This window comes from Clostridium estertheticum subsp. estertheticum (assembly GCF_001877035.1).
In the GTDB taxonomy this organism is placed as follows: Bacteria; Bacillota; Clostridia; order Clostridiales; family Clostridiaceae; genus Clostridium_AD; species Clostridium_AD estertheticum.
In genome coordinates this window covers 4,351,230-4,374,867 of record NZ_CP015756.1, presented here as the reverse complement: position 1 = coordinate 4,374,867, position 23,638 = coordinate 4,351,230, and the positions used below count along the sequence as shown (strand labels likewise).

Annotated in this window: 19 protein-coding genes; all 19 read left to right on the top strand. The window is 31.5% G+C overall.

All coding sequences use genetic code 11. The features are described from left to right. The first annotated feature begins 122 nt into the window (after window positions 1-122). The 19 genes from A7L45_RS20320 to A7L45_RS20230 all read left to right on the top strand — a co-directional run bounded on the left by A7L45_RS20320 (window position 123) and on the right by A7L45_RS20230 (window position 23,606). Window positions 123-443 carry a CopG family transcriptional regulator gene (locus tag A7L45_RS20320; protein ID WP_071614470.1) on the top strand — a complete coding sequence of 107 codons (321 nt, stop codon included), beginning with the start codon at window positions 123-125 and terminating at the stop codon, window positions 441-443. Further along, window positions 403-750, top strand: a complete 348-nt coding sequence (locus A7L45_RS20315; RefSeq protein WP_071614469.1) for a type II toxin-antitoxin system PemK/MazF family toxin — start codon at window positions 403-405, stop codon at window positions 748-750. Before A7L45_RS20320 ends, A7L45_RS20315 begins: the two co-directional genes overlap by 41 nt. 250 nt (window positions 751-1,000) lie before the next feature. Further along, window positions 1,001-1,687, top strand: a complete 687-nt coding sequence (gene ftsE, locus A7L45_RS20310; protein ID WP_071614468.1) for a cell division ATP-binding protein FtsE — start codon at window positions 1,001-1,003, stop codon at window positions 1,685-1,687. After that, on the top strand, window positions 1,677-2,561 hold the full coding sequence (gene ftsX / locus A7L45_RS20305) for a permease-like cell division protein FtsX (protein ID WP_071614467.1): 885 nt from the start codon (window positions 1,677-1,679) through the stop codon (window positions 2,559-2,561). Before ftsE ends, ftsX begins: the two co-directional genes overlap by 11 nt. Window positions 2,562-2,751: 190 nt before the next feature. Beyond that, window positions 2,752-4,032 (top strand): S41 family peptidase, encoded by a 1,281-nt coding sequence (locus A7L45_RS20300; protein ID WP_084647528.1) that lies wholly within the window; start codon window positions 2,752-2,754, stop codon window positions 4,030-4,032. Between the two features lie 114 nt (window positions 4,033-4,146). After that, the gene (locus A7L45_RS20295; RefSeq protein ID WP_071614466.1) at window positions 4,147-5,529 is read left to right on the top strand and encodes a PDZ domain-containing protein; all 1,383 of its coding nucleotides are present in this window, start codon (window positions 4,147-4,149) and stop codon (window positions 5,527-5,529) included. Window positions 5,530-5,985: 456 nt separating this feature from the next. Then, window positions 5,986-7,626 (top strand): ribosomal protection-like ABC-F family protein, encoded by a 1,641-nt coding sequence (abc-f, locus tag A7L45_RS20290; RefSeq protein WP_071614465.1) that lies wholly within the window; start codon window positions 5,986-5,988, stop codon window positions 7,624-7,626. 93 nt (window positions 7,627-7,719) lie between these two features. Further along, window positions 7,720-8,148 (top strand): hypothetical protein, encoded by a 429-nt coding sequence (locus tag A7L45_RS20285; RefSeq protein ID WP_071614464.1) that lies wholly within the window; start codon window positions 7,720-7,722, stop codon window positions 8,146-8,148. Between the two features lie 215 nt (window positions 8,149-8,363). Then, a complete protein-coding gene (locus A7L45_RS20280; protein WP_071614463.1) occupies window positions 8,364-9,167 on the top strand; it encodes a lipid II flippase Amj family protein in 804 nt (267 codons plus the stop codon). Between the two features lie 54 nt (window positions 9,168-9,221). Beyond that, window positions 9,222-9,743, top strand: a complete 522-nt coding sequence (gene dcd / locus A7L45_RS20275; protein ID WP_071614462.1) for a dCTP deaminase — start codon at window positions 9,222-9,224, stop codon at window positions 9,741-9,743. Between the two features lie 93 nt (window positions 9,744-9,836). Further along, the gene (uvrB, locus tag A7L45_RS20270; RefSeq protein WP_071614461.1) at window positions 9,837-11,822 is read left to right on the top strand and encodes an excinuclease ABC subunit UvrB; all 1,986 of its coding nucleotides are present in this window, start codon (window positions 9,837-9,839) and stop codon (window positions 11,820-11,822) included. A gap of 50 nt (window positions 11,823-11,872) precedes the next feature. Next, the gene (uvrA, locus tag A7L45_RS20265; RefSeq protein ID WP_071614460.1) at window positions 11,873-14,695 is read left to right on the top strand and encodes an excinuclease ABC subunit UvrA; all 2,823 of its coding nucleotides are present in this window, start codon (window positions 11,873-11,875) and stop codon (window positions 14,693-14,695) included. Window positions 14,696-14,762: 67 nt separating this feature from the next. Beyond that, on the top strand, window positions 14,763-15,191 hold the full coding sequence (locus A7L45_RS20260; RefSeq protein ID WP_071614459.1) for an FHA domain-containing protein: 429 nt from the start codon (window positions 14,763-14,765) through the stop codon (window positions 15,189-15,191). Window positions 15,192-15,217: 26 nt separating this feature from the next. Next, the gene (locus A7L45_RS20255) at window positions 15,218-16,462 is read left to right on the top strand and encodes an FtsW/RodA/SpoVE family cell cycle protein (protein ID WP_071614458.1); all 1,245 of its coding nucleotides are present in this window, start codon (window positions 15,218-15,220) and stop codon (window positions 16,460-16,462) included. Next, a complete protein-coding gene (locus A7L45_RS20250; RefSeq protein ID WP_071614457.1) occupies window positions 16,455-17,876 on the top strand; it encodes a peptidoglycan D,D-transpeptidase FtsI family protein in 1,422 nt (473 codons plus the stop codon). Before A7L45_RS20255 ends, A7L45_RS20250 begins: the two co-directional genes overlap by 8 nt. A gap of 286 nt (window positions 17,877-18,162) precedes the next feature. After that, window positions 18,163-20,028: an excinuclease ABC subunit UvrC gene (gene uvrC / locus A7L45_RS20245; RefSeq protein ID WP_071614456.1), complete on the top strand. Its 1,866-nt coding sequence runs from the start codon at window positions 18,163-18,165 to the stop codon at window positions 20,026-20,028. Window positions 20,029-20,181: 153 nt separating this feature from the next. Next, window positions 20,182-21,126, top strand: a complete 945-nt coding sequence (murB, locus tag A7L45_RS20240; RefSeq protein ID WP_071614455.1) for a UDP-N-acetylmuramate dehydrogenase — start codon at window positions 20,182-20,184, stop codon at window positions 21,124-21,126. A 264-nt stretch (window positions 21,127-21,390) separates the two neighbouring features. Continuing rightward, on the top strand, window positions 21,391-22,275 hold the full coding sequence (gene rapZ / locus A7L45_RS20235) for an RNase adapter RapZ (protein ID WP_071614454.1): 885 nt from the start codon (window positions 21,391-21,393) through the stop codon (window positions 22,273-22,275). Then, window positions 22,272-23,606 carry a gluconeogenesis factor YvcK family protein gene (locus A7L45_RS20230; RefSeq protein ID WP_071614453.1) on the top strand — a complete coding sequence of 445 codons (1,335 nt, stop codon included), beginning with the start codon at window positions 22,272-22,274 and terminating at the stop codon, window positions 23,604-23,606. The genes rapZ and A7L45_RS20230 overlap by 4 nt, the downstream gene beginning before the upstream one ends. Window positions 23,607-23,638: the final 32 nt, after the last annotated feature.

Sequence of the window (23,638 nt, the reverse complement as noted above, 5' to 3'; positions counted from 1 at the left end):
TAAAATAACTTGTTGAAAAAAGGCGAAAAAACGAATAATTTCTTTGACAGATTGACATAGATTGAATTATAATAATTTTATACATATTGTTGTTTTACAAAATAGGAGGTATTAAATTCTCTATGTCGACTTCAAAGAAATTAGTAATAAACCTCTCGGAGGAACTTTACATTAAATTTAATAAGGCACTCAAAAAAGATTGTAAAAAAAGAAGTGTATTTATTAGGGAAGCTATAATACTATATATTGAGGAAAAGAAAAGACTTAATTATATAGATACAATGAAACAAGGATATTTGGAAATGGCTGAATTAAATTTAAAAATAGCTAATATGGGTTTTGAAAAAGATATTAAAGAGTTTAAAGAATACGAAGTTAAGCTTTCGGAGAGTGATTTGTCAAATGACAACAATAGTAAAAAGAGGAGATATATTTTATGCTGATTTGAGCCCGGTTGTAGGCTCAGAGCAAGGCGGGATTAGACCAGTAATTATACTTCAAAATGATATTGGCAACAAGTACAGTCCCACTATTATTATTGCAGCTATTACTTCTCAGATAAATAAAGCGAAACTCCCTACTCATGTTGAAATTTCTTCAGAAGAGTATGGTCTAAACAAAGATTCTGTGGTTTTGCTGGAACAAATAAGAACATTGGATAAAAAAAGATTAAAAGAAAAAATTGGTCACATGACTGATGGTGATATGAAAAAAGTAGATACAGCACTTTTAATAAGTGTAGGTTTATAAAATAGATAAGGGTATTTAATACCCTTATCTATTTTATTGAATTATACAAAGTTTGTTAAAATAGAGCAATAATGAGATAATATAGAAACTTCTTATCATAAAGGTGAGATTTGTACGAGAATACATAATAATTTTAAAGAATATTCACGAAATTTTTATATTAAAATTTATTAAGGCATTGTCATTATGTTATAATGTTATTAGTGATTTTACTGAAATGAATATATAAACGTTGTAAGGAGATTTTAATATGATACAAGTGAAAAAAGTAACTAAGATCTATGATAATAATGTAATAGCTTTGTCGAATATTGATATTACTATTGAAAAGGGGGAATTTGTATTCCTTGTAGGACCTAGTGGAGCGGGTAAATCGACTTTTGTTAAAATACTTTTAAAAGAGGTAGAACCAACTACAGGTAGTGTTACCATAAATGATGTAGATATAACAAGCATACTTAGAAAGAATATACCATACTATAGGCGGAAAATTGGAGTGGTTTTCCAAGACTTTAGATTGATTGATACCCTAAATGTTTATGAAAATGTGGCATTTGCACTCAGGGCTACAGAATGTTCTGCAAAGGATATTAAAAAAAGGGTACCTTATGTTTTAGATTTAGTTGGATTGTCGAAAAAACATATGGCTTTTCCTAATGAAATTTCAGGTGGAGAAAAACAAAGAGTTTCCCTTGCAAGGGCTATAGTAAATAATCCCACTTTGCTAATAGCAGATGAGCCAACAGGGAATTTAGATCCAGAAACTGCATTAGGAATTATGGATGTTTTAAATGATATTAACAAAGCAGGTACCACTGTGGTTATGGCAACACATGCTAAAAATATAGTGGATGCTATGAAGAAGAGAGTGCTCGCTATAGAAAAAGGTGTTCTAGTTAGAGACGAGCAGAGGGGAAGATACGGTTATGAAGATTAGTACAATTAAATATTTTATCATGGATGCTTTAAAGAGTTTAAAAAGAAATAAAACGGTTAGTATAGCTTCGGTGGCTACAGTGGCAGCTACTTTATTTATTTTAGGCGTATTTTTGCTAATTGTTTTTAATGTTAATGCAGGAGTTAAAGAACTAGGGGCTAAACTTCAAGCAACAGTTTATCTTAAAGATAATATAACGATAGCAGACAAGTCAGCTATAGAAAGAACTTTGAATGGAGTAGCGGGAGTTTCAAGTATTACGTTTGAAGATAAGAATGATGCACTAAACAATGCAAAGAAACAATTTGGTAAGGAAAACGAATCCTTAACAAAAGGATTGGAAAAGATCTTTCCAACTTCATATGTTGTAAAGGTAGAAAAGCCTGAGATGGTAAGTAGTGTCGTAAAAGCTGTTACTGGATTAAAAGGTATAGAGAAAATTAATGATGGACGGGAAACCGTTGATAAAATTATAAAAATAACGAATACTCTTAAGATTGTAGGAATTGTATTATTTGCAATCCTAGTAAGTGTATCTTTATTTCTAATTGGAAACACAATTAAACTTACAGTATACTCTAGAAAAAAAGAAATCGGAATTATGAAGTTTGTTGGTGCAACTGATTGGTTCATAAGATGGCCGTTTATTATTGAAGGAATGCTTCTTGGCATATCAGGAGCAATTATTTCTACTGGGGTACTGTATTATGCTTATAAACTGGTTTTTGAGAAGGTTACTAGTGGGGTACTTGGAATTACATTAATTAATCCTTATATTATATTAAGTACGACATTATGGCAGTTTATGTTAGGTGGCTTAATTATTGGAGCATTAGGAAGCTCTATATCAATAAGAAAGTTCTTGATTGTATAATACTAAAGCTTTTTTGTAAGGTTTTTAACTATGCTAAGTTGTTTAGCTTGTAGAAGCTTTAAAACTAACGATTTTAGAAGGGAATTAGTTCCCTTCTAAAATGTCGTTAAATATGTTTATTTAATATTAGTGTTATAAATTATATATAATTACATAATAATATATATAGAATCACAAAGAGGTGTATAAAATGAGTGATGAAAATAAGTTTAATAGTTTCAAAATTGTTGGAAATGATAGTGAAGGATTTAAAGCGAGAAAAAAGAAACTAATTATATGGGTTGTAGTGTTACTTATTATTACTAATTGTATAACTTTGTTTGTTTCAAATCAGATTTCTTTAGGGAGCCCAAACGGTAAAGTAATAATTGCAAGAGATGATTATGAACAAGTATTAAAGTTTCAAAAACTATTTTTAGTCAGGAATAAATTATATCAGTATTATGATGGTAAAATTAGTGATGATGTTTTAGTAGAGGGAGCTATAAAAGGTATGACTAATTCCTTAAATGATCCTTATACAGTTTTTATGAACAAAAAAGAGTACACAGATTTTAATACTCAAACAGAAGGTGCTTACACTGGTCTTGGCCTACAAGTGGGAGTTAAAGATGATAAAATAGTTGTAATTTCAACATTTGATGATTCACCAGCTAAAAAGGCAGGAATAATTTCTGGGGATATCATAAAAAAGGTTAATTCAACTGAAGTGACTGGGAAAGAATTAGAAAAGGCAGTTGCTATGATGAAAGGTAAAGAAGGCGGGGCCGTTACATTAACACTTAGTAGAAAAGGAAAAGCGAATTTTAATGTTAGTATGAAACGTGCTGCTATCGATTTAGTAACAGTTAAGGGCGAAATGTTAGCAAATAAAATTGGATATATTCAACTTACAATGTTTGATGAACATACTGCCGCTAATTTTAATAAAAAATTAGAGGAATTACAAAGTAAGGGAATGAAGAGCTTAATAGTTGATGAAAGAGGTAATCCAGGCGGACTTTTAGATCAGGTTGTAGATTTAACATCTAATTTCGTACCTAAGGGGAAAAATATAGTATACACAATAGACAAAAACAAGAAAAAGATTGAGTATAAGTCAAAGGGTGGTATAGCAATAGGCATGCCATTAACTGTACTAACGGATTCGGGATCAGCAAGTGCTTCAGAAATTTTTGCAGGTGCTATAAGAGACTATAAGGTTGGTACACTGGTTGGAGAAAAAACCTTTGGTAAGGGTATAGTTCAAACTATGCTTTCTGGAAGTAATAGTGGTTTTGATGATGGTACTGCATTAAAGGTAACTATATCAAAATATTATACTCCAAATGGTGAAAATATACAGCATATTGGAATTAAACCAGGAGTTGCTGTAGTGTATCCACAAGCACTTAAAGAGAAAGTATATAATAGAGCTTTAGATCCACAATTTAAAAAAGCCTTGGAGATAGCTACGGATAAAATTAAGTAATAATTAACAAATATCTACCAGTAACATGGTAGATATTTGGTTTTTAAGAACATTTTTATTAATGATGCTATTACCTTAATAAACTTCATTAATATGGGAGGAGAATTTTATCCAATGGAGATTGCAATACATACTTTAAGAGCAGTTGCTTATGCAATTGCAGACCCTTCAAATGCGTTTATTTTAATGATGATTGCATTGATTTTTTATAATAAAAACAAGAAAATTGCTGCTATGCAGAAGATGATAATGGGAGAAAGTTTAGACTCAGCATTTGAATTAACTATTTCTCAAATTGTAATAGGTATTTTTGCTGGGGCTGCAGCTAGTCTAATATTTACGTACGCAGGATTAGTTTTTGATGAAAACTCAAACATTTATTTATTGTTTATGGTTTCGTTATTTTTTATGGCATTTAAGCCTAGATTTATTTGCTTTTCTTATTCTGGTGCAGTACTAGGTATAGCCAGCTTATTGTTTAAATATGCAGCAAATACATTAAATATGCCACAATTAGATGTTATAAATATTGATATTTTGACTTTAATGACACTTGTTGGAATATTACATATTGTAGAGGGAAGTCTAGTTATGATAGATGGTTCAAGAGGAGCTATCCCGGTATTTACCAACAGAGATAACAAAATTATTGGTGGGTTTGCATTAAAAAGATACTGGGCGTTACCGATTGCGCTACTTATACTTTTAAGTGCAACTTCATCGAACTTAGTGGTTGGACAGAGCGTAATGATACCTGAATGGAGACATTTAATAAAAGGGAATATAATAGATCGAATTGTCAAAAATTCTGTTATAGCCTCGATTGCTTTGTATGGAGTCATAGGTTATAGTGGCATTACTTTTACTAAGAGTAAGAGGGCGAAGACGCTCACTTCAGGTGCTTTAATTATGGTTTATGGAGTATTGTTAACAGCCGTAGCGCAACTCGCGGTACTAGGCACAGCGTATCAATTTTTTATTCTAATATTTGCGGCAGTAGTACACGAGGCAATGCTTAGACTAGAAAAGCATATGGAGTTCACGATGAAACCTAAATTTAGTAGTAGTGATGAGGGAATTATGGTACTTGCGGTAGCCCCTAAATCTCCTGCCTTTCAAATGGGAATTGAAAGTGGCGACTTGATAGTTGAGCTTAATGGTAAAGCGATAGAGGTTGAAGAAGAAATCTTTAATATAATTAAAGGAAATTTTAGTTCGCTATCTTTAAAAATTAAGAAACCCTTTGGAGATCTTAAAAATGTAAATTATAGTAATATGGCTTCGAATAAAAGGCTAGGAATAGTAATTGTACCTAGGGAGATACCCAAGGATACTGCTATAGTTAATATGAATGATGAGTCCTTTAAAGAGGTAATTGAAAAAATAAAAAATAAAGACAAAGATGAATACAAAGATGAAGATAAAGACAAAGATGAAGACAAAAACATAAAACAAGAGGAAGATCAAAAGCAGGAACAAGAACAAGATAAGAAGTAAAGATGAGTTTTAAATTTTTCATAGAGTATATTATATACTTTTGTTAGCATGCTCTATGAAAAAGATATAATTTCAACATTCTATCGCTGCCATGAATGGCGGAGCGTATATTGGTATAGTGAATTTTCATACGTTACAAGGCTAAGAGGATATTATGTATTGACGTAATGTAACTTTATGTATAAAATTATAGATGATATACAATATTAAATAAAGGAAAATGGTGGACTGAAATGAGAATCTAATCTTATCTATATGAACTAATTTGTTTGCATGATAATTTAAACCCTTTGAAGGGTTTGTTTTTAATGTTGAAATTTATAGTTTTGGATGGGATAGAGGTACACTAGGTTTATATTTTTTGGTATTAATAAAGGATTCTTTAGAAATACTATTTTGATATGTTTTTTTAGTGCGAATTTTATCCTCTCCATATTAAAAAAGGAGGGGCTTTTTATGTTGATTTTACAAATAAGAGATATTAAAAAAAGTTTTGGTGATAGATTACTTTTTGACATAAAGAATTTAAAGATTGATTCTGAGGAGAAAATAGGAATAGTAGGACTTAATGGAACTGGTAAAACAACTTTAATGGATATTCTATCAAAAACGTTAGTTCCAGATGAAGGTTACGTGGACATATATGGTAGTTATTCTTATATAACTCAGCTGGATTATAGTTTTAATGAAAAGCCTTTTGCTCAAGTGGCTAGATTGTTTAAAGTACCAATAAATCATAGCAATTTTATGAGTGGTGGGGAAAAGACAAGACTTAAAATTGCTAATAGCTTAAGTGGAAAAACAAATATAATTTTTGCTGATGAACCTACATCTAATTTAGATATTGAAGGTATTAAACTTTTAGAGGAAAAGTTATTGGCATATAAAGGTGCTTTGGTTCTGATTTCTCATGATAGATTTTTTTTAGATAAGTTGTGTAATAAAATAATTGAATTGGAAAATGGAAAAATTAAAATATATAATGGAAACTACAGTTTTTATAAAAAGCACAAGCAACTAGAAATAGAAAGACAAAGCATTGAGTATGTTCAGTTTATACGAGATAAAAGAGGACTTGAGGAATCTATTGTAGATAGGAAACATCGTAAGGATACTATGAGAAAAACGCCTAAGCGTATGGGCAATTCTGAAGCAAGACTTCATAGATTAGGAAATCAAAAGGCTGAAAAGAATGTAGACAATGCGGCAAAGTCTCTTAAGTCTAGGCTTGATAAATTAGAAATAAAGGATAAACCATTAGATATATATATGACAAAAGTTGATATACAGAAAACTGAAAAATTACACAGCAAAATTTTGATTAAAGGAAGTAGGCTTAGCAAAAGTTTTGGAAGTAGAAAAATATTTGAAAATGCAAACTTTCAAATAGGTAATGGGTGGAAGATCGCTTTAATTGGAAATAATGGTTGCGGTAAAAGTACACTTATACGAATGATAATGGATAAAGATTCTAATATTAGTAGTTCTAGTACTTTAAAGATAGGTTACTTTAATCAAGATTTGAGTATGCTTGATGAAGAAAAAAGTATACTTGAAAATGTTATTAGGGAAAGTGTATATGACGAGACGTTTGTACGAATACTGTTGGCTAGGCTTTTGATTAGAGGTGAAGACATTCATAAAAAAATCAATTTTCTAAGTGGTGGAGAAAGAGTAAAGGTATCTTTTGCAAAAATATTCACTAGCGATATAAATATGCTGATTTTAGATGAACCTACAAATTATCTTGATATTTATTCATCAGAAGCAATTGAAACTGCTTTAAAAGAATTTAATGGTACAATATTATTTGTCTCCCACGATAGAAAATTTATAAGTGAGGTGGCGGACCATTTAATGATAATAAACAACAATAAAATTGAAGCTTTTAGCGGCGGATATAATGAATATTTACGAAAGCAAAATGAAGAATCACAAGGTTTTAATAAAAAAGATCGAAGGCTAATTATTGAAAACAAAATTTCAGAAGTTTTAGGAAAGATTTCGATGCCAAGTAAAAAAGACAATGTGGAACTGTTAGATTTAAAATATAAAGACCTTATAAAAGAATTAAAGGATATTAAAAATTTAGATTAGTAAATTAAAATAAAATACATGTGATAATATAAAAATATTATTATTATAACATAACTATATTTATTATGGGGATATTAATAATGGGTGATGTTTATGAGTAAAAAAATATTAATAGTTATGTCATTATTTATTATGTTATTGCATTCAACAGTGGCTTCTGCTATAGGATTTAAATATGTTGAAATTTTTGATCCAAAACAAGATAAAGTAGTAAAGGTAGTTCAGTTAAATGATGAAATTCATAATATGGTTGTAAGCTCGATTAAAGATGTGGATAGTTTATATCCCAAAAGTAAACCACTTACGGATGATGGGTATGCAATTAGAGTTCCAATTTACCCTGCAGTTAAGGTACAAGGTAAATGTTTAAACGCACTTGTAGATAATGTTTTTATAATAATTCCACAGCATGATGCACCATTTTTTATGATATTTGAAGATGATAATAAACTACTTTGTTTCCCTTTCAAAGGCAATGTAAGCACTTTGTCAAAAATCTTAGATTTTAAATTGAAAAGTTAATTAAATTTCTTTTATCGCAGTATCAATATTGAATCAATTATAAAAGCAATACTAAATGATAGAATAGGGACTTAGTACCCTATTCTTTTTGTAGATTTTATTTGTGTTAGAAGGGATAATTAGCAATATATAATTGCTAGGTGTGTTATTATAAAGTTTATAAATAACGATAACCAAATACATAATTGTATTCTAAAGGTGATGGAGGAATATAAATGTCTACACAAGTAATAATAGTTTTAATTCTTACAATTATAATTACTATAATTTCAACGCTAGCTTATTCTGTTAGAATCGTTGGAGTAAGGACAGGGAGAATAGCAGTATCTTTTGCGGTATTTAATATTTTTGCATTGGTTTCTAGAACTGCAAACAGTGTTCAAGCACCGCTACTTGCTAAAACAATTGAAAGTACTATAAAAGCAGGAAATCCTCAGAGTTTATTATCTACCTTTAGGTGGATACTATTTTCCACAACAATTGCAACAATTATTGGGTCAGCACTTATGCCAACATTTATAAAGGTTTTTGAAAAAGTAGTAGAATCATTTAGTATTAATCGTTCTATACCTAAATTATTAATGCATGCTTTCTCAAAATCAGGAATAGAGCAGTTCAAGAGTAGTGTTACAAAACCTAGAAAAGAGAATTTTGCACATTTTAAGAGTTTCAAAATGATGCCTAAAAAAATAATATTGCTTAATACTATAGCTTTTTCTATATCGACTGTTGGTGTTTTGGCATCATTGTATGCAGGATGTTTAAATCCAGAATTAAGAACCACATGTAGCACATTATCAGCTGTTATAAATGGCAGTGCAACAATACTTATGGTTATATTTATAGATCCATTTATATCAATTTTAACGGATGATGTAATAAATGGAGAATGTAGTCAATTGCAGTTTGATAGATGTATAATTTTTATTGTCGGGGGATTAATAGTGGGAACAATCTTAGCTCAGTTTTTATTAATTCCGGCAGCACAGGTAATATCATTTATAGCTAAATCAATTTAAAACTGAAAAGTGTGATTTAGATTTTTGTAAAAATTAAGCGAGGAGGAATAAGACGTGATACTTTCTGGAATAGAAATAAAGAAAAAGCTAGGTAAAGAAATTATAATTGAACCTTTTAATGAAGAACAACTTAATCCTAATAGTTATAATCTGAGATTACATAATGAATTACTTGTTTATGATGAACCAACTTTGGATATGAAAAAAGAAAATAAGGTTAAAGAGCTTTTTATACCAGAGGAGGGACTAGTTTTGGAACCAGGAAAATTATATCTTGGAAGAACAGTTGAGTATACAGGAACAAATAATTATGTACCTATGCTCGAAGGTAGGTCTTCTATTGGGAGATTGGGGTTGTTCATTCATATAACAGCCGGATTCGGTGACGTTGGTTTTCAAGGGTTTTGGACTCTAGAAATATTTTGTGTTCAACCAATAAGAATTTATTCGGGAGTTCAAATATGTCAGATATATTATCATTGTATTGAAGGTGATTATGATGAATATACGAGTGGAAAATATCAAAATAATGATGGTGTTCAACCAAGCTTATTATACAAAGATTTTGAACGTTAAATTAATATACCATATTGACATATTAAAAACTTATAGTTAAAATATAAAGTAACGAACAAACGTTCATATAATGATAAACAAGGCGGTGATTTTATGTATGAGTTTAAGTTACATTCAAAGTTTAAGCCAACAGGTGATCAACCACAGGCTATTGATAGCCTTGTTAAAGGAATTGAAAAAGGTGAAAAGTTCCAGACACTTAAAGGGGTAACTGGTTCAGGTAAAACTTTTACTATGGCTAATATTATTGAGAAAGTTCAAAAACCTACCTTGGTGCTAGCTCATAATAAAATCCTAGCAGCACAACTTTGCTCAGAGTTTAGGGAGTTTTTTCCTGACAATTGCGTTGAGTATTTTGTGTCATATTATGATTATTATCAGCCCGAAGCTTATATTGCACAGACAGATACATTTATAGAAAAAGATTCATCAGTTAATGATGATATTGATAAATTAAGACATTCAGCTACATCTGCATTACTTGAGCGTAACGATGTTATTGTGGTTGCTTCAGTTTCGTGTATATATGGACTTGGTAATCCAGAAGAGTATAAAAAACTTACAGTGTCACTTAGGGAAGGCATGGAAAAGGATAGAAATGAAGTAATAAGAAATCTAGTAGACATACAGTATGAAAGAAATGATATGAATTTTATTCGTGGAACTTTTAGAGTACGTGGCGACACTATTGATATATTCCCTGCATCGTCGTCTAGTGAGGGGATTAGGGTAGAATTTTTTGGAGATGAAATAGAGAAAATTAGATCATTTGATGCGCTTACAGGAGAAACTATAGGTATTCGTAAACATGTATCAATTTTCCCGGCTTCTCATTTCGCGACATCAAAGGATAAATTAGAGATTGGTATAGCTCAAATAGAACAGGAACTTGAAGAGAGATTAAAGGAACTTATTTCGGAAGATAAAGCACTGGAGGCGCAAAGACTTAAACAAAGAACTAATTATGATATTGAAATGATGAGAGAAGTTGGTTACTGCACTGGTATAGAGAATTATTCTAGAATTTTAGATGGTAGGCCTGCAGGAACAGCGCCACAAACATTGATGCAATATTTTCCAAATGATTTCTTGATGTTTATAGATGAGAGCCATGTAACTCTTCCACAGGTTAAGGCTATGTTTGGAGGAGATAAATCAAGAAAAACTAATTTAATTGATTATGGGTTTAGGCTTAAATCAGCTTATGATAATAGACCCTTAACCTTTCCAGAGTTTGAGAAGAGCATGAACCAAACAGTATTTGTAAGCGCAACGCCAAGTGCTTATGAGGAAGAGCATAGTGAAAACATCGCAGAACAAGTAATTAGACCTACGGGATTATTAGACCCTGAGATTGTTATAAGACCGGTTAAAGGACAAATAGATGATTTATATGCTATCATTCAGGACACAATAAAAAAAGGTTTTAGAGTTTTAGTAACAACACTAACTAAAAAAATGTCGGAGGATTTAACTAAATACTTTAGAGAAATGGACATGAAGATAACTTATTTGCATTCGGATATTGATACAATAGAAAGAATGAAAATTATTCAGGACCTTAGGCTGGGAACGTTTGATGTGTTAGTAGGTATAAATCTTTTAAGAGAAGGATTAGATATTCCAGAGGTAGCTCTTGTTGCGATACTTGATGCAGATAAGGAAGGTTTTTTGCGTTCTGAAACTTCATTAATTCAAACAATAGGAAGAGCTGCAAGAAATTCAGAGAGTAAAGTAATAATGTATGCAGACAGAATAACAAAGTCTATGAAAAAGGCTATGGATGAAACCACAAGAAGGCGCAAACTTCAGATGGAGTATAATGAAAATCATGATATAGTGCCAACTACTATTGTCAAAGATATTAGAGATGTAATAGGATCTATAACAGTCGCTGAGGATGAAGAGGTATATGAGACTCTCGAAGCGGCTAAAGAAGCAAATTATGATGAAACTAAAAAATTAATGGATAAGTATGAAAATGAGATGAAACAAGCAGCTAAGGATTTACACTTTGAAAAGGCAGCACAGCTTAGAGATATAATTTATAAACTTAAAAAGCAGATTAAAGATATTTAAATTTAATGGAAAGAATATGATTTGATCGTTTTGTAACTGAGGAGGAGACCATGAGAGATAAGATATTTATAAAGGGCGCTAAGGTTCATAATTTAAAGAATGTTGATTTGGAGATACCAAGAGATAAATTAATAGTGTTTACTGGACTTTCAGGATCTGGTAAGTCGTCGCTTGCTTTCGATACATTATATGCAGAGGGACAAAGAAGGTATGTAGAGTCATTGTCGGCTTATGCAAGGCAGTTTCTAGGCAATATGGATAAACCAGATGTTGAATATATAGAGGGGTTATCACCTGCTATTTCTATAGATCAGAAAACTACTAATAGGAATCCACGTTCTACAGTGGGTACTGTAACTGAAATTTATGACTATTTGAGACTGCTTTATGCTAAAGTGGGAACACCTCATTGTCCTAAATGTGGCAAGGAAATTACCCAGCAGACCGTGGATCAAATGGTGGATAGGATAATGGACATGCCACTAAAAACTAAAATTTCGATTTTAGCTCCAATCATAAGGGGGAAAAAGGGCGAACATATCAAAATTATAGAGAATATTAAAAAAAATGGTTTTGTTCGCGCTAGAATAGATGGCACTACTGTAGAGCTTATGGAAGAGGATATAAAACTTGCGAAAACTAAAAAACATAATATAGAGATAGTAATAGATAGAATTTCAGTAAAAGATGAAGTGCGTAGTAGACTTACTGAATCCTTAGAGAGTGCATTAAAACTAGCAGAGGGTACTGCCATTGCTAGTGTTGTTGATGGTGATGATATACTCTTTAGTGAGCATTTTGCTTGTATAGATTGTGGTATTAGCCTTGGAGAATTGGCCCCTAGGATGTTTTCTTTTAACGCTCCTTATGGTAAGTGCGACAATTGTGATGGACTTGGTACACTTATGGAAATTGATGAGGACCTTATAATACCGGATAAAAGTAAGAGTATTAAAGGTGGAGCTGTTATGTCTTTTGGGGAAGGTAGTCTTAAGGAGGATTCCTGGACTTTTTCAGTGCTAAGAGCTCTAAGTGAAAAGTACAAATTTAGTCTAGATACACCAATAGAGGATTATGAGCCAGAAATTCTTAAAATACTATTGTATGGAACAAATGGAGAAAAAGTTAAGGTTAATTATGTTAAGGAGTATAGATCGGGTACTTTTAATCATGCATATGAGGGTATTATAAACAACTTGAGAAGAAGATATTTTGAGACATCTTCTGACTATATAAAAAGAGATGTAGAACAATATATGGGTGATAATACATGTCCTAAGTGTAAGGGTGCAAGGTTAAGCCCAGAGGTACTTGCTGTAACAGTTGGTGGTAAGAATATAAGTGAATTTTGTCAATTGTCTATTGTAGATGAAGTTATATTTTTAAATGATATAAAATTATCAGAGAAAAATAAAATTATATCTAATCAAATATTTAAAGAAATAAATGATAGACTTAATTTTCTAAAGGACGTAGGCCTTGATTATCTAAATTTAGCAAGATCAGCAGCTACATTATCTGGTGGTGAAGCTCAGAGAATAAGACTTGCGACTCAGATAGGGTCTAGTTTAATGGGGGTTTTATACATCTTAGATGAGCCTAGTATTGGTCTTCATCAAAGGGATAATGATAAGCTTATAAAGACATTAAAACATTTAAGAGATATAGGAAATACGGTAATTGTTGTAGAGCATGATGAAGATACTATGAAGGCAGCAGATTTCATTGTAGATGTTGGGCCAGAAGCTGGAGAACATGGTGGAGAAATTGTTGCTGCCGGAACAATTGAAGATGTGAAAAATTGTGAAAGATCAATTACAGGTCAATATCTAAGTGGTAATAAGAAGATTGAGGTTCCAAGCAAAACCAGAAAATCTAATGGGAATTCTATAAAAATACTTAATGCAAGACAAAATAATCTAAAGAATGTTAGTGTAGATTTTCCATTAGGTGTGTTTACTTCTGTTACTGGTGTTTCAGGTTCTGGAAAGAGCACTTTAGTAAATGAAATTCTATTTAAAGGTCTTAATAAAAAATTGAATCACTCTAAAAAGAATCCTGGACTTCATAAAGATATAATAGGAGCAGAGAATATAGATAAAATTATAAATATTGATCAAGGTCCTATAGGGCGTACTCCAAGGTCAAATCCAGCTACATATACTGGCGTTTTTGATGTAATTCGTGATGTTTTCTCCATGAGTTCTGAGTCGAAAATCAGGGGGTATAAACCAGGAAGATTTAGTTTTAATGTGAAGGGTGGAAGATGTGAAGCCTGCCACGGTGATGGGATAATCAAAATAGAAATGCAATTTTTATCTGATGTTTATGTTCCTTGTGAAGTTTGCACAGGTAAAAGATATAATAGAGAAACTTTAGAGGTTAAGTATAAAGGGAAAAATATTGATGATGTTTTGAATATGACTGTTGAAGAATCTGTAAAGTTTTTTGAGAATATTCCGAGAATTTACAGTAAACTTAAAACACTAATGGATGTTGGTCTTGGTTATATAAGACTAGGGCAACCTTCGACGCAACTATCAGGTGGTGAGGCTCAGAGAATTAAACTTGCTTCAGAATTATCTAAGAGAAGTACTGGAAAAACGTTTTACATTTTGGATGAGCCAACTACAGGACTTCATATTGATGATGTTAGTAAACTTATTATAATACTTCAAAGACTAGTAGATTCAGGGAATACAGTAGTTGTAATTGAGCATAATTTAGATGTTATAAAGTGTTCAGACCATGTTATAGACCTAGGACCAGAGGGCGGAGACAAGGGTGGCAATATTTTGTGCACTGGTACACCAAAAGAAATATCTTTAAATGTAAATTCATATACAGGACATTATCTAAAAAAAATGTTATAATTTATATAAGGCTAGCATAAAGTGAATGCTAGTCTTTGATTATTTTTTAAAGAGGAGAAAGTGCATTATGGCTGAGATAAGCAAGATTATGAAATATGCTATTATAGCGATTATTTACATTATAATAATATTTGCATTGAGAATAATGTATAAGGACATAAAAGGTGGTGCAAAAAAGAAACCAGTTATAAAGAAAACTATGGGTCTTGAGGTAATTGAAAGAGGAGATAATCTTAATTTAAGGGTGGGTGCAGTTATACCTTTAAATGATCAACTTTCAATAGGGAGAAAGGCAGATAATCTTTTAATTCTGGGAGACAAATATGTGTCTTCTCAGCATGCAAAAATATACATGAAAAATACAAATTATATTTTGCAGGATTTGAGAAGTACTAATGGTACTATAATGAACAACAAAGCGGTTAAGGATACAGTGTATATAAAAAAAGGTGACATAATTAAAATAGGAACTTCAACCTTTAAGGTTATAGGGTAAATTATGAGTGCAAGCGGGGTGATATTATGGATAGTATAAAACAAGAGAGAAAGCTGCTACGGTATACCTATCTTTTATGTATAGTTTTATTTTTGAATATGTATCTTATTGGAAAAAATGAGTTCGACAAAAATGCTTTAATAATGGGTGGGATAATATGCTTTGTTTTTGCAGCCTCACATTTCGTTATAAGAAGATTTTTCCCGGATGGAGATAAGTATATTCTACTTTTTTCAAATGTATTGGCGGTTATAGGTATAGGAATGTTATATAGGCTGGACTCGCCCGTTGCAATTAAACAACTTATTTTTTATGCAGTTGGAATTGCTATATTTATTCTGGTGGTAGTTCTTTTCCCAAGTTTAAGTAAGTTTGGAAAGTACAAATATGCTTATATGATATGTACTCTTATTCTTATGTCTTTGGGAAGTATAATGGGAGCTAAAACTTATGGGGCTAAAAATTGGGTGAAAATAGCTGGGTTCACTTTTCAGCCAACAGAATTTGGTAAATTGTCTTTGGTGGCGTATTTAGCATCGTCGCTGCAGTATTACGGAATAAAAACCGATGGTAATTCAGAAATTTCTAAATTTAAGGCTTTAATTGAACCTGGAATAGTAGTTATGATATCACTTGGACTTATGGTAGTTCAAAAGGACTTGGGTTCAGCTCTTCTATTTTTTGCTATATCAATAACTATGTTATATATTGCTACTTCGAATTTTAAATATATTTTAATATGTTTAGTACTATTTATGATAGGTGGATTTATAAGTTATAAAATGTTTGGACATGTTCGATTGAGGGTTATGATTTGGGGAAACCCCTGGAAATATGCTACCGATCAAGGACTACAGATAGTACAATCTTTAATTTCTATAGCCTCGGGTGGTCTTTTCGGAACGGGGCTTGGCCTTGGACACCCTGGAATGGTTCCCGTAGTTACTACAGATTTTATCTTTGCTGCTATTTGTGAGGAAATGGGAGTTGTTACTGGATTTGCTATTATTATTTTATATTTTTTATTGTTTTATAGGTGTATGAGGGTACCTATTTATAGCAAGGATAACTTTACGAGGTTACTCGCGGTGGGATATAGTACAATGCTAGCCGCTCAAGTATTAGTTATAGTAGGAGGAGTAGTTGGAGCTATTCCATTAACGGGTATAACGCTACCATTAGTTAGTGCTGGAGGGAGTTCTATGTTAATAACTTTCTTCTCGCTGGGTATACTTCAAAAAATTTCGGAGGACGGTCAAAGTTATGAATGATTTTGTAAGTAATATAAAAAAAGTCCTGTTGGTATTTTTAATACTCTTTATTGCTTTGATTACATATATTACTTATGTATATATGTTTAATAGCCAGAAAGCTGTAGCTAGCACCTTTAATCGAAGGCTTTGGGCAGAGAGAAATAAGGTATTAAGGGGAACAATTTATGACAAGGATATGACGGCTTTAACAAAAAGTACGAAGACAAGTGAAACATCTCAAAAACAGAATTATTTGCAAGGTGCAGTTTTTGCACATGCTATAGGATATATGGATCCTGTTTATGGACTTAGTGGCCTTGAAAAAAAATATGATGCACAACTTATGGGCAATAACGATACAACGCTTTCAAAATTTGTCTTTTTTAATAGAGACACTGAGCAAAAAGTTGGTAATGGTTTAAGAACTACGCTTGACTCCAAACTTCAAAAAAAGGCTTATGAACTTTTAGGTGATCATCGAGGTTCCATAGTAGCAATGAACCCTAAAACTGGAGAAATTTTAGCTATGGTTTCTAAACCCTCTTATGATCCTAATAATTTAGAGAAAGATTGGAAGAGCATAGTTGCAAATAAGGAAATGCCTCTTCTTAATAGAGCAGTATCTGGACTATATCCACCAGGATCTACATTTAAGACTGTTACGGCAGCAAGTGCTTTAGAAAATATAGCCAATGTTTACAATAGCAGCTTAAATGATAATGGTAGTTTAATTGTTAATGGAACAAAACTATTGGAAGATTATAATGGTGAATCTTTTGGAAATATAGATTTTAAATCTGCCTATATGCATTCTAGCAATGTATTTTTTGGATCGTTAGGTCTTGATTTAGGAAATAAGGCATTAAAAGATACCTCAGAAAAATTTTATTTTAATAAGAATATTCCAACTATAGGTTTAACTGTAGAAAATAGTGTATTTCCAGATTATAAAAATAATGAAAAAGGTAATATTGCACAGAGTGCTATAGGTCAGGCCGGGGTTTTAGTTACGCCTATGCAAATGGCATTAGTTGTGAGTGCAGTTGCTAATGGTGGTACAATGATGGAACCGATGCTTGTTAAAGAAATATTAAGTAGCAAGGGTAAATCTATAGAGAAATTACAGCCAAAGCAGCTTGGACAAGTGATGACAAAAAATAATTCTGATGTTATGAAGGGTTTAATGAAGGAGGTAGTGTCTCAAGGAACAGGCACTAGTGCAGCTCTTTCGGGCATTGTAGTTAGTGGCAAGACGGGTACTGCAGATCATGATGACCCAAGTAAACAAGAAGCTCCGCATGCTTGGTTTACTGGATTTGCACCTTATGATGATCCTCAAATTGCTATATCAGTAATTGTAGAGGAAGGCGGACAAGGTGGCGCTAAAGCTGCTGAGATAACTAGAGAACTTGTTAGAAATTATTTGCAATAAAATTCTAACTTTGTTAATTCTAAAAAACATGCGAAAGCATGAGCATAATAGTGAAAATATAAAGTCAAATATTACAATAATATTTGACTTTATATTTTATATAACATGATTTATTTAGTAGTATAATTAGAGATAATGACGTATAAAATGAATGCTGGCATAGAAAAAATAATATATGTAGTAACTTGTAATAAATTGCCCGGGAAATTTAAACGTATTGGTATAATTTTGAATATATATGTTTAAATGAAAATAATTATAATCTTAAAGGGGAGGGGGTTGTATTATGTTTGACTTTGATTATCAGCTAAAGACTCTTCCAGATGCACCAGGAGTATATCTTATGAAAAATAATCTTGGTGAAATAATATACGTTGGAAAGGCTAAAATCTTAAAAAATAGAGTAAGACAGTATTTTAAATCATCAAAAAATCATTCTGTAAAAGTTATGGCTATGGTGAAAAATATAGCTGAATTTGAATATATAGTGGCTGATTCTGAGATGGAGGCGTTGATACTTGAGTGCAATCTTATTAAGAAATATAGCCCAAGATATAATATTTTGCTTAAAGATGATAAGCATTATCCATTTATAAAGATAACTATAAATGAAGAGTTCCCAAGGGTATTTGTAACTAGAAATATTGCAAATGATGGAGGAAAATATTTTGGACCATATACAGATTCCGCGGCTGTATATAGTACCATTGAACTTATAAAACAAATATTTCCTCTTAGAACATGCAGAAGAAATATTAAAGAAGGTGTCCTATATGATAGACCATGTTTAAACTATCATATAGGGTTATGTAAAGCACCATGTACAGGGTATATCAGTAAAGAAGATTATGGTAAAATTATAAAAGGCGCTTTGGATCTACTTACGGGAAGAGATAAAAGTATAAAGGAAGATTTAAGAAACAAAATGGAAACTGCATCGGAAGTTTTGGAATTTGAAAAAGCAGCAATGCTTCGGGATAAGATTATGGCTATAGAAAAAATAAATGAGAAACAAAAGATTATAATAGGAAATTGTGAGAATGAAGATTTCATTAATGTGTATGTTGATGAAAAAGATGTTTGTATTCAGGTGTTTTTTCTTCGCGATGGTAAGATAGTAGGTAGAGAACACTTTATTTTAAATGATGAAGCAGAGAATGTAGAAAATGAACTTATAGAAGAATTTATAAAGAGGTTTTATGGCGGGACAGCATTTATCCCTAAAACAATATATGTACCTTTTATAAGTGAGGTAGAAATCTTAGAACAATGGCTTAGCGCTAAAAAAGATTCAAAGGTAACTATTAAGATTCCTCAAAAGGGTGAAAAGAAAAAAACTTTAGAAATGGTTGCAAATAATGCAAAGATAACTCTCGAAAATTTTAAATTAAAGGATATGCAAGATAAGGAAATCCATAAAATCGCAATGAGGGAGATTACAGAATTATTAAAACTTGATGAAATACCTGATAGAATTGAATCATATGATATATCAAATATAATGGGTGTAGATTCTGTAGGGAGCATGGTGGTTTTTGAAGGAGGAAAGCCTAAAAACAGTGATTATAGAAGGTTTAAGATAAAGTCAGTAATAGGAGCAAATGATTATGATAGTATGAGGGAAATCTTAGAACGGAGGTTTCGTCGAGGACTGGATGAAGTGGAGAGAATAAAAGAGAGAAATTTAGAACTTAGTAAGGGCAAGTTTTGTGTGTTTCCGGATTTAATTCTTATGGATGGTGGAAAAGGTCAGGTTAATGTGGCCCTTGAGGTTTTAAATAATCTTAATATTGATATACCGGTATGCGGAATGGTTAAGGATGATAGGCACAAAACTAGAGGTTTGATATATAATAATATAGAGCTATTTATGAAAAGTAATTCCCAAAGTATGCACCTAATTACTAGAGTGCAAGATGAAGTCCATAGATTTGCAATTACTTATCACAGGACGCTTAGGGATAAAAGAACATTATATTCTATATTGGATAACATACCCAACATAGGTGAAAAGAGAAGAAGAGAGCTATTAAAAAAGTTTGGCAGTATAGATAATATAAAAGGTGCTGACGAAAAAGAGCTAATGGATACACCGTCTATGGATAGCAAGTCTGCAGAGTGCGTTATATTATATTTTAAGAATAATAAATAACCTTATTAGGAATATTTATATACATCATAAATTTAAACTGTTGAAATATTGTAGTAAAAAGGGTAAACTAAAAGAACTATATCTTGTATAATAAATAATATTATTTATGTTATGCAAGTATATAAATATATTAATATTTTCAAGGAGTAGAATATGAAATTATATGCGGAATTATTTAAACAAATAAATAAAGTAACAGACAATTCTAATATAAAGGTTGATGAACCAATGGAAAACCATACTTCTTTTAGAGTGGGTGGACCAGCCGATATTTTAGTGACACCAAGTGATGTTTTAGAAGTTCAAGCTTTAATAAAAATTTGTAAAAAATATAAAATTAAATATTATTTAATAGGAAATGGATCTAATTTACTAGTTAAGGATGGAGGAATTCGCGGTGTTGTTATAAAACTATGTAACCTTAATAAAATTGAGGTTGAAGGAAATAAAATAACAGCTCAAAGTGGATCTAGTTTATATGATGTTACAATGGCGGCGTTAGACAAAGGGCTTAAAGGTATTGAGTTTGCTAACGGAATTCCAGGTAGCATTGGTGGTGCAGCAGCTATGAATGCAGGAGCATATAACGGCGAAATGTCTATGGTTCTAGATAGTATACTCGCAATAGACGGTAATGGAGAATTATTAACAATAGACAAAGACGATATGGAATTGTCTTACAGAAGTAGTGCTGTTCTTAAATATGGATATACAGTTATAAGTGTTACTCTTAAACTGCAGGCCGGTGACAAGGAAGTTATAAAAGCTAGAATGGATGATCTTGCAAAAAAAAGAAGTGATAAACAACCTTTGGAATATGCATCGGCAGGCAGTACGTTTAAAAGACCTGAAGGGCATTATGCAAGTGTACTTATACAAGATTCAAATCTGAAAGGAACTCATGTTGGTGATGCAGAGGTGTCTGTTAAACATTCTGGGTTTATTATCAATAAAAAGAGCGCAAGTGCAACAGATATTTTGGATTTAATCAAGCTTGTACAGGATGAAGTTCAAAAAAAATTTGGTGTAAAGCTTGATACTGAGGTAAAGATTTGGGGAGAGGACAAAGAATCTTCTGAAATTTCGGTAAATCAGTGAGCTTTTTATAAATATTTTAAAAAAATTATAAAATAAATTGGATTTTAAAACGCACAATAGGATAAATCTTTGTGCGTTTTTTTTTTATACTTACATATCTATAATTATGATTATTTGTGTTATAATTAAAAATGAAACTGTATTAGTACAACTAAGTAGACAAACATTTAAAGTGAATAATTGATAATATTAAAATATTAGTAGCAATAATAAAATATTTGGTATAATAGAAATTCTTGATTTTTGTAGAGGGGGTTTTTTTTGATGAGATTTGTTATATTGACGGGGTTATCGGGAGCTGGAAAAACACAAACGGTAAGAAATCTTGAGGATTTAGGTTTTTTTTGTGTGGATAATTTGCCACCTACTTTAATTCCTAAATTTGCTGAGGCATGTTATAAATCTAATGGTAGTATTGACAGAATTGCTTTAGTTATAGATATTCGTGGTGGAAAGTTTTTTGATGATTTATTTGAAAGTTTAACATACCTAAAAGATGAAGGGTATGAGTATGAAATATTATTTCTAGAGGCCTCAGATAAAGTGCTTATTAAAAGATATAAAGAGTCAAGGCGAAAACATCCTCTAGCGCCAGAAGGAAGGGTTGTAAATGGAATTGAAACTGAGAGACGCAAACTTAGAGATGTACGTGAGCGTGCTGACCATATAATTAATACATCTAAGCTTTCAGCAAGAGAACTTACAGAAGAAATAAATAATATCTATGGTGAGGAAGGTCAGATAGAAACTAAGCTTGTTATAACTGTGCTTTCTTTTGGATTTAAATATGGAATACCTGTGGATTCAGATTTGGTATTTGATGTGAGATTTTTGCCGAATCCTTTTTATATTCCAGAGCTTAAGAAGTATTCAGGTAATGACCAACCGGTTCGCGATTATGTATTAGAATTTGAAGGGACTAAAGTATTTGTAGAAAAACTTCAAGATATGCTACAGTTTCTTATCCCAAATTATAAAAAAGAAGGAAAAAGACAACTTATAGTTTCTATAGGGTGTACAGGGGGAAGACATAGGTCAGTTGCTATAGCAAATAGAATTTATGAAATACTTGGGCGTAATGGATATGATGTTAATATAGATCATAGGGACATAAATGAAGATGTAAATAGAGGTGATGGTAAGCTATGATGCTAAGGAATTTGCTGAAGCCTGGAATTAATATAAAAAGGTGGATTCTTCTAGGTATTGTAGGTGTTTCTATTTTAGTATTTGGGATTTTTGAACTAATAAATAAAGAATATCACTCTCTGCCAAAGATAGTTTTATCAGCGCTGATTATAGTGCTTGGAGCTTTGATAATATATGTTGCTATAATACAAATTATAAAATTTTTTATTATATTAGTTAATACAGGCAGTATTGATGTAGCTATAAGTTCGAAAAAATTTGAAGATTTAATATATGAAAAGAGAGTACTTATAAAGGGACCTAAGATTGTAGTAATTGGAGGAGGCACCGGTTTATCTACTATGCTTAGGGGGCTAAAAAAATATACTAATAATATAACAGCAATAGTTACAGTAGCGGATGATGGTGGGGGATCAGGTGTTTTAAGGGAAGATTTAGGAATACTTCCACCGGGGGATATTAGAAATTGCATTTTGGCGTTAGCAGATACGGAACCACTAATGGACGAATTATTGCAGTATAGATTTAAAGACGGAAGACTAAAGGACCAAAGCTTCGGTAATTTATTTTTAGCAGCGATGGATGGAATCTCAAATAATTTTGAAGAAGCTGTACAAAAAATGAGTTCAGTACTAGCTGTAACGGGTCGGGTTATACCGGTTACTTTAGACAATATGACATTAAAGGCAAAACTTAAAAATGGAAATATAATTGATGGTGAATCAAATATTCCTAAAGGTGTAATAGACAATAAGAGCCCTATTGATGAAGTCTTTATAGAACCTACAGATGCTAGGGCACTTAAGGAAGCATTAGTTGCTATAAATGAAGCAGATGCAGTAATCCTAGGACCTGGAAGCCTTTATACTAGTATTATCCCTAATATATTAGTAAAGGAAATAAGAAATGCATTGTATAAGACAAAGTCTATAAGGATTTATGTGTCAAATATAATGACACAACCAGGTGAGAGTGATAATTATACTGTTAATGATCATATAAAGGCTATAAATCGGCATGCTAAAGGAAAAGTTGTTGATTATGTTTTAGTAAATACAGGGAAAATAAGTAGTGAGCTAGAACTAAGATATCGTAATGATAATTCTAATATGGTTATTATAAATGAAGAGGAAATTAAAAAGCAAGGCATAGGGATAATAAGGAGTGATTTTGTAAAAATAGGAAAAGGGCATATAAGACATGATACAGAAAAGCTTGCAACCATTTTAGTAGAAACAATTATGGAGAAAAAGCTATTTAACGATAAAAAGAAAATAGGTGAGTACTTCTATTTATCACAGAGGCTTAAAGAAAACAAAAAAAATAATTAATTTTATGTTATTTTAGAAAATAAATGCAATAA

What these genes read in the sequence shown, in the direction of transcription:
- A7L45_RS20250 (WP_071614457.1), top strand. Translation starts at nt 16,455, where the DNA reads ATGAATGATTTTGTAAGTAATATAAAAAAAGTCCTGTTGGTATTTTTA.
- abc-f (WP_071614465.1), top strand. Translation starts at nt 5,986, where the DNA reads ATGTTGATTTTACAAATAAGAGATATTAAAAAAAGTTTTGGTGATAGA.
- A7L45_RS20300 (WP_084647528.1), top strand. Translation starts at nt 2,752, where the DNA reads ATGAGTGATGAAAATAAGTTTAATAGTTTCAAAATTGTTGGAAATGAT.
- A7L45_RS20320 (WP_071614470.1), top strand. Translation starts at nt 123, where the DNA reads ATGTCGACTTCAAAGAAATTAGTAATAAACCTCTCGGAGGAACTTTAC.
- A7L45_RS20285 (WP_071614464.1), top strand. Translation starts at nt 7,720, where the DNA reads ATGAGTAAAAAAATATTAATAGTTATGTCATTATTTATTATGTTATTG.
- ftsX (WP_071614467.1), top strand. Translation starts at nt 1,677, where the DNA reads ATGAAGATTAGTACAATTAAATATTTTATCATGGATGCTTTAAAGAGT.
- uvrB (WP_071614461.1), top strand. Translation starts at nt 9,837, where the DNA reads ATGTATGAGTTTAAGTTACATTCAAAGTTTAAGCCAACAGGTGATCAA.
- A7L45_RS20280 (WP_071614463.1), top strand. Translation starts at nt 8,364, where the DNA reads ATGTCTACACAAGTAATAATAGTTTTAATTCTTACAATTATAATTACT.
- ftsE (WP_071614468.1), top strand. Translation starts at nt 1,001, where the DNA reads ATGATACAAGTGAAAAAAGTAACTAAGATCTATGATAATAATGTAATA.
- murB (WP_071614455.1), top strand. Translation starts at nt 20,182, where the DNA reads ATGAAATTATATGCGGAATTATTTAAACAAATAAATAAAGTAACAGAC.
- A7L45_RS20260 (WP_071614459.1), top strand. Translation starts at nt 14,763, where the DNA reads ATGGCTGAGATAAGCAAGATTATGAAATATGCTATTATAGCGATTATT.
- rapZ (WP_071614454.1), top strand. Translation starts at nt 21,391, where the DNA reads ATGAGATTTGTTATATTGACGGGGTTATCGGGAGCTGGAAAAACACAA.
- A7L45_RS20255 (WP_071614458.1), top strand. Translation starts at nt 15,218, where the DNA reads ATGGATAGTATAAAACAAGAGAGAAAGCTGCTACGGTATACCTATCTT.
- A7L45_RS20295 (WP_071614466.1), top strand. Translation starts at nt 4,147, where the DNA reads ATGGAGATTGCAATACATACTTTAAGAGCAGTTGCTTATGCAATTGCA.
- A7L45_RS20230 (WP_071614453.1), top strand. Translation starts at nt 22,272, where the DNA reads ATGATGCTAAGGAATTTGCTGAAGCCTGGAATTAATATAAAAAGGTGG.
- A7L45_RS20315 (WP_071614469.1), top strand. Translation starts at nt 403, where the DNA reads ATGACAACAATAGTAAAAAGAGGAGATATATTTTATGCTGATTTGAGC.
- uvrC (WP_071614456.1), top strand. Translation starts at nt 18,163, where the DNA reads ATGTTTGACTTTGATTATCAGCTAAAGACTCTTCCAGATGCACCAGGA.
- uvrA (WP_071614460.1), top strand. Translation starts at nt 11,873, where the DNA reads ATGAGAGATAAGATATTTATAAAGGGCGCTAAGGTTCATAATTTAAAG.